Consider the following 6203-nt stretch of genomic DNA (forward strand, 5'->3'; position numbering starts at 1 on the left):
CTCGCCTGCCCTCCGGGCCGGCGACAATTCCACTTAATCACTGCGTCCCTCGCGATCGCTGATTTCCAATCACTGCGCGCGTTGAGCGCGAATATGCACAGCCGCAAATATTCTCAGAGAGCCAGCTTGACTCCCTCAAAGCGTGCTTCTATCAAGTTGTAGGCCTAACCCTACAATTGGATGCCATGCACCACTCTCAATCAACTTCAACGTCCGCGTTGCCACTCGCAGACCTGCCCGGTCCAGACGTCGCTATCCGTCGCCTGCGTCACCCGGGCCGGTGGGTCAGCGGCGGCCTCGTCATCCTGCTGCTTGCCGTAATCGGCCGCGCCTTTGCCGTCGGGCAAATCCAGTGGACCGTGGTCGGTCAGTTTCTGACGGCGGGCGTCATCGTTACCGGCTTCGGCTGGACGCTGCTGATTTCGGCCTGTGCGCTGGTACTTGGCGTCTTCCTTGGCTTCGCATTCGGCATCATGCGTCTGTCGGAAAACCCGATCCTGCGCTTTGCCGCCTGGCTCTACGTCTGGGTGTTCCGCGGCACGCYGGTGCTCTTGCAGCTGCTGATCTGGTTCAACATCGCGCTGGTCTTCCCGCGCCTCTACATCCCCGGGCTCATCGATGCCCGTATGGTCGATGTGGTGACGCCCTTTGTCGCGGCAGTGCTCGGATTAGGAGTCAATGAAGGGTCCTATCTGACGGAGGTGGTGCGCGGTGGTATCGGCTCGGTCGACAAGGGCCAGAAGGAAGCGGCTCACACGCTTGGCATGATGCCCGGGCAGACGATGCGCCGCATCATCTTGCCGCAGACTTTGCGGCTGATCCTGCCCGTGCTCGGCAACAGCGCGATCGGCATGCTGAAATTCTCGTCGCTCGCCGCCACCATCGCCATGGGCGAGATGCTGAACGCGGCGCAACGCATCTACTTCATCAACGGTGCCGTCATCGAACTTCTGTTCGTCTGCGCCGTCTGGTACCTGGCCGGAACCACGGTTCTTTCCATCGGTCAGTACTATCTCGAACGCCATTTCGGGCGCGATGCAGCGCCCGCAACCGGACAACGCCGCTGGTTCAAAGGATGGGCCCGTCGTCCCGTCGCCCCGAGGGAAGCATGAGTCTCGCAGTTAAGGCGGTCGGTATCCGCAAGAGTTTTGGCAGCCACGAAGTCCTGAAGGGTCTCGATCTGGAAGTCGCCTATGGCGAGGTGCTCTGCATTCTCGGGCCGTCGGGCAGCGGCAAGAGCACCTTTCTGCGTTGCATCAACCATCTGGAGACGCCGAATGGCGGCTATGTCTGGGTCGACGGTGCGATCATGGGCTACGAGCTCTGCCGCGGCGCGCTTCAGGAACTGCCGGTCAAGCGGCTCCGGGCGCAGCAGAGCCAACTCGGCATGGTGTTCCAGCATTTCAATCTGTTCGCGCACCGCACCGTGCTCGGCAATGTCATCGAAGGGCCAATGGTGGTGCGCGGCTTGAGCCGCGCTGAAGCCGAAGCCCGCGCCATGGGCCTGCTGGAGCAAGTCGGCATGGCCGCGAAAGCATCGAGCTATCCGTCGCAGCTTTCAGGCGGCCAGAAACAGCGCGTGGCGATCGCCCGGGCGCTGGCCATGGAGCCGCGCGTGATGCTCTTCGACGAGCCGACCAGTGCGCTCGATCCGGAACTTGTCGGCGAGGTGCTGGAAGTCATGCGCAACTTGGCGCGCGGCGGAACGACCATGATCGTCGTCACCCACGAGATCGGCTTTGCCCGGGAAGTCGCCGACCGCGTGGTCGTGATGATCGACGGCGAAATTCGCGAGATGGGCGCCCCCACACAGGTTCTCAGCAGCCCCGGCGACCCGCGCGTGCGCAGTTTCCTCAGCCGTGTGCTGGCCTGACGACAAGAGTTCAAAAAGAGGGAGAACGGAAATGAAACAACTGCTGCCAATGGTTCTGGGGCTAACCTCAGCAACATTTATCAGCCTGGCTGCCGGCGGCCTGGCTCATGCTAAGGACGAAAAGCTGGCGGCCGCTCTGCCGGAAGCGGTGCGGGCGGCTGGAAAGCTGAACGTCACGATCAGCCTTGCCTATCCGCCGATGGAGTATAGCGACGCGGGATCGACCGAACTGAAAGGCTTCGATATCGATCTCGCCAAGGCGATCGCCGAACGTCTGGGGCTGACGGCAGAGTTCCAGAACGTCGAGTTCCCGCAATTGATCCCACAGGTCGTCACCGGTCGGTCGGACCTGATCATGACCGCGTTCTCCGACAAGGTGGAGCGCCAGACCCAGCTCGACTTCATCGACTATTTCAAGACCGGCAACGTGTTCTATTCTACCGCAGACCAGCAAGACGAGATCAAGAACGAAGCTGATCTCTGCGGCAAGACGGTGGCTGTCGCGACGGGCACGAGCTGGGTGACCTGGGCGGAAGACGTCGGCAAGGCCAACTGCGCGCCCGACAAGCTGATCACCGTCATCCAGATCCCAACCCAGGCCGAACACATCATGCAGATCCGTCAGGGCCGTGCCCAGGCTTCGGTCATTGGCCTTGAGGGTCTGCTCGACCTGATGAAGCAGGAGCCGGACAAGTTCTACCAGATCGGCGAAATGGGTGACGTCAACCACTACGGCATCGCCTTCGCCAAGGCGAATGGTGAACTGCGCGATGCAGTCAAGGGCGCTCTCGATGCGATGAAGGCCGACGGCACTTATGCACAGATCCTGGACCGCTACGGCTTGAAACAAGCTGCCGTCGAAGAGTTCAAGATCAACGGAGCCACCAAGTAGTCAACCTCGGCCGGAGCCTCACTTGACCCACCCTTCCACGCCAGACGCCTCCACCGCAAACGGTGAAAACCCGGATGACAGACTGTCCCGGCTGCGTCTCGACTCCTATTCGAGCGAACAGCTCTACCGGCAGCTCTATCGGGCGTTGCGCGCCGCGATCCTGAGCGGTGATTTCTCCGAAGGCGAAGCCATTCCTTCGGAGAACCAGATGCGCGACCAGTTCGGAATTGCCCGGACCACGGTCCGCAACGCGATGGCGCTTCTGGTGTCGGAAGGGTTGGTCCAGCAGGTTCGCGGTCGCGGCACGATCGTGTCACACCGTCCGATCAGCCACAACATCTGGAACTTCGGGAGCTTTACGGAACTTGCCCGTCGCCAGGGCCAACGTCCGGTGACGCGGGTGCTGGAACATCGCGTGGAGAATGGCGAGCTCCTGCTGGTGCGCGCCCGCGGGCTTGCCAATGGCGACATTGTGAGCTGGCTGAACGTCGACACGTCACAGCTCGATCTCGCCCTCTATCCGGGTATCGACCGCTACGATTTCGCGACGCAATCGCTATACGAGGTTTTGCGTCGCGACTATGACCGCCACCCCTTGCGTTCGGAACTGCTGCTCAGCGTCGTGCCGCCTTCCGATCGCTTGAGGGAGGTCTTTGCCCCGGCACCTGGCGTGCCGGGCTACCTTTGCGCCAGCGGGGACGTGCTCGATGCCGACGACCGATTGGTCGAGCGCACGTCGATCGTCTACTCGCCGGCCGTCCAGATGAAATTCGCAACGCGCTGGGGGCGCGAGACCGCGCCGACGAGCGCGATGCAGGAGAACAAGACATGAGCCGCTTCGGCGACACCTTCACCACCCCTAAGCCGATCTTCGGCATGCTGCACCTTGCCGGTGACGACCCCGCCGCCAAACTTGCTCAGGCCGAGGAAGAGGCTCGCATCATGGCCGGCGAAGGCGTGGACGGGGTTGTGGTCGAGAACTACTTTGGCGGGGCCGAAGACGTCGAGCGGGTGCTGGACAGGCTGTTCGGGTTCGACCTCGGCACGCGTATCGGCGTCAACGTGCTGCGCGACGATGCGCGCGCATTTGCGCTTGCCAAACAATACCCGGTTTCCTTCATCCAGGTGGACTCCGTCGCCGGCCATCTGCCGCCGGATGCGGACGAACCCTTCGCAACCGAGCTCGCTGCACGCCGCGAAGACGTTTCGGCGCTGTTGCTCGGCGGCGTTCGCTTCAAGTACCAGCCAATTCTGTCCGGGCGGCCGGAATCGGAAGATGTGCGCATCGGGGCTTCACGCTGCGACGGCCTGGTGGTCACCTCCGACGCCACCGGCCAGCAGACCGACCTCGAAAAGGTCGCGCGCTTCCGTGCCGCAACCGGCGGCGCGACACCCCTCCTGATTGGTGCCGGCCTCACCGAGGCCAATGCCGCCGAGCAATTGGCCAAAGCCGATGGCGCCGTCGTCGGGAGCTGGTTCAAGCACGACCACAAGGATACCGGCCGCGTCGAGGCCGCCCATGTCGCCGGGCTGATGCGCGTGGTGCGGGCCATCAGGAGCGAGGCATGAGCGCGGCCGACAGTGTTTTCGCCAGGCCTGTGTCGCCGGACAATTTCGCGCGTTACGGCAAGGTCTATGATCTGACAGGCGACACCGATCCCAAGGTCGTCTGGACCGCCGGTGACGGATGGAACGATGGCTTCTCCAAGACGCCGGTGATCGGTGGCGCGGGCCATCTCGGCATTACGCGCGGCGGCGGCGCGCCGTGGCACTGCCGCGCAATGGAGCGGCATCCGCAAACGGAAGAGGCCATCTTCTGCCTCGCCGAACCGGTTGTCCTCGCCGTCGCCCCTGCGTCGAATGCCGCGGCGCCGGATCGCAATGAGATCGAGGCCTTCGTCGTCGCCCCCGGGCAAGCTGTGGTGATGGACCGCAACGTCTGGCACGACGCCTGCCGCGGCGTTTCGGGACCGACTCCCTACTACTGGATGGCCATTTGCGGCCTCGGCGAAAGTCCCTGGGTGCCGGTGACCGGTGGACCGAAGCTGGTGCAGGCGATCCCAGTCGGAGGAGCGAGCGTATGACAAGCTTCTTCATCGGCGACGTCGCGCTCGACGAATATTACACCGCCGATCGCTGGCCGGGCCGCGCCGCCAAGGGCATGGTCAAGGAACTCCCGGCTGAAGCCGGCGGCTCCATCGCGAACGCGGCGGTCGTGCATGCGGGCCTCGGCGGAGAGACGCAGTTCATATCGCTGCTCAACGACAGCCCTCTGTCGCAACGGCTGGTCGCCGATTTGAAGGATAATGGCGTCGGGGTCGATCACATGCTGATCGATCCTGCCATTCCCGAATCGCGGAACTTCATCTTCCTCGTCGATGGCGAACATGTCGTGTTGACGGTGGAGATGGGCGAGCAGCCGATGTGGCTCGACCCCGCTGCTCTCGACGCTTTGCGCCAGCCAGGCTTTCTCTACACGACGCTCTATCGCGTCCGCCGTCTCCATGCGCGAACGGAGCAAGGCGTGGTCAAGCAAGCCGTTCTGCTTGCCGATCTCCGCCAGCATGGCCGCCGGGCCATCTTCGATCTCGACGTCGGCGGCTGCACGCCACAGGACATGCCGTACCTGACCGGTGCTGCGGTCGTCATCTTCAACCAGGTTGGCTTCCGCGCTGCCTTCGGCCATGACGACATCACGATGATCGGCGACTGGATGCAGGCGCACGCGATCGACTGGGTCGTGCGCACGCTCGCCGCAGATGGCGCCGAGGCCCGCAACGGCGACACGGTCCTTCGCGTACCCGGCTTTCCGGTCGAAGTGGTCGACGTCACCGGCGCCGGCGATACCTTCGGCGGCACGTTGACCTGGTGTCTCTCGCAGGGCCAGACAATCGAGGAAGCACTGGACTTCTCCGTAGCCGCCGCCTCCCGCTCCGTCACCATCCACGGCCCACGGGCGGGCAAGGCAACCCCGCAGGACATCCGCCGCTGGCACGACAACGAGCGTCGGCAGAGAGCCCGGTAACCGGAGGCGTCACCGGAAAGGCAGTTTGGGGCGCGGTATTGTGGCCGTGCCCCGCCCTAAACCGACAGCATCTGTTCGCGTGTGCCAGAGGCGTGTGCCAAGTGCCGCACGGCAGCGAACCAGTGTCGAGAGTAGCTTGAACAGCCGAACTCTATTCAAATCCCCAGCATCCGCCTATTCGCTGCATCGTCCGTACCTGCACCGGCAAAGTCGTCGAACGCCTTCTCGGTCACGCGGATGATGTGGTGCTTGACGAAGTCGGCCCCCTCGCGCGCACCGTCTTCGGGATGCTTCAGCGCGCACTCCCATTCGACCACCGCCCAACCGGCGAAATCATTGGCGGCCATCTTCGAAAACACCGCGCCGAAATCCACCTGGCCATCGCCGAGCGAACGGAAGCGGCCGGCGCGGTT

At 63.5% G+C, this 6203-nt stretch carries 8 protein-coding genes; 7 read left to right on the forward strand and 1 reads right to left on the reverse strand.

The features are described 5' to 3' along the window. The first annotated feature begins 185 nt into the window (after nt 1-185). From AB4Z53_RS32920 to AB4Z53_RS32950, 7 genes are read left to right on the forward strand one after another with little or no spacing between them, the layout of a single operon-like run. Nucleotides 186-1112: an amino acid ABC transporter permease gene (locus AB4Z53_RS32920; protein ID WP_441599532.1), complete on the forward strand. Its 927-nt coding sequence runs from the start codon at nt 186-188 to the stop codon at nt 1110-1112. After that, a complete protein-coding gene (locus AB4Z53_RS32925; protein WP_441599533.1) occupies nt 1109-1873 on the forward strand; it encodes an amino acid ABC transporter ATP-binding protein in 765 nt (254 codons plus the stop codon). Before AB4Z53_RS32920 ends, AB4Z53_RS32925 begins: the two co-directional genes overlap by 4 nt. Nucleotides 1874-1904: 31 nt before the next feature. Then, entirely contained in the window at nt 1905-2765 is an 861-nt protein-coding gene (locus AB4Z53_RS32930; protein WP_441599535.1) for an ABC transporter substrate-binding protein, read from the forward strand. Nucleotides 2766-2787: 22 nt separating this feature from the next. Next, entirely contained in the window at nt 2788-3597 is an 810-nt protein-coding gene (locus AB4Z53_RS32935; RefSeq protein ID WP_223728885.1) for a GntR family transcriptional regulator, read from the forward strand. Beyond that, on the forward strand, nt 3594-4334 hold the full coding sequence (locus AB4Z53_RS32940; protein WP_441599537.1) for a BtpA/SgcQ family protein: 741 nt from the start codon (nt 3594-3596) through the stop codon (nt 4332-4334). Before AB4Z53_RS32935 ends, AB4Z53_RS32940 begins: the two co-directional genes overlap by 4 nt. Next, complete coding sequence (locus tag AB4Z53_RS32945) at nt 4331-4849, forward strand: ureidoglycolate lyase (RefSeq protein WP_113541542.1); 519 nt, start codon at nt 4331-4333, stop codon at nt 4847-4849. The genes AB4Z53_RS32940 and AB4Z53_RS32945 overlap by 4 nt, the downstream gene beginning before the upstream one ends. Further along, on the forward strand, nt 4846-5790 hold the full coding sequence (locus AB4Z53_RS32950) for a carbohydrate kinase family protein (RefSeq protein ID WP_441599539.1): 945 nt from the start codon (nt 4846-4848) through the stop codon (nt 5788-5790). Before AB4Z53_RS32945 ends, AB4Z53_RS32950 begins: the two co-directional genes overlap by 4 nt. 155 nt (nt 5791-5945) lie before the next feature. Here AB4Z53_RS32950 and AB4Z53_RS32955 read toward each other — a convergent pair. Beyond that, nucleotides 5946-6203, reverse strand: a 258-nt coding sequence (locus AB4Z53_RS32955) for a sugar phosphate isomerase/epimerase family protein (protein ID WP_441596124.1), incomplete at its 5' end; no start/stop codon positions are given.

Source organism: Ensifer sp. 2TAB8 (assembly GCF_052115125.1).
In the GTDB taxonomy this organism is placed as follows: Bacteria; Pseudomonadota; Alphaproteobacteria; order Rhizobiales; family Rhizobiaceae; genus Ensifer.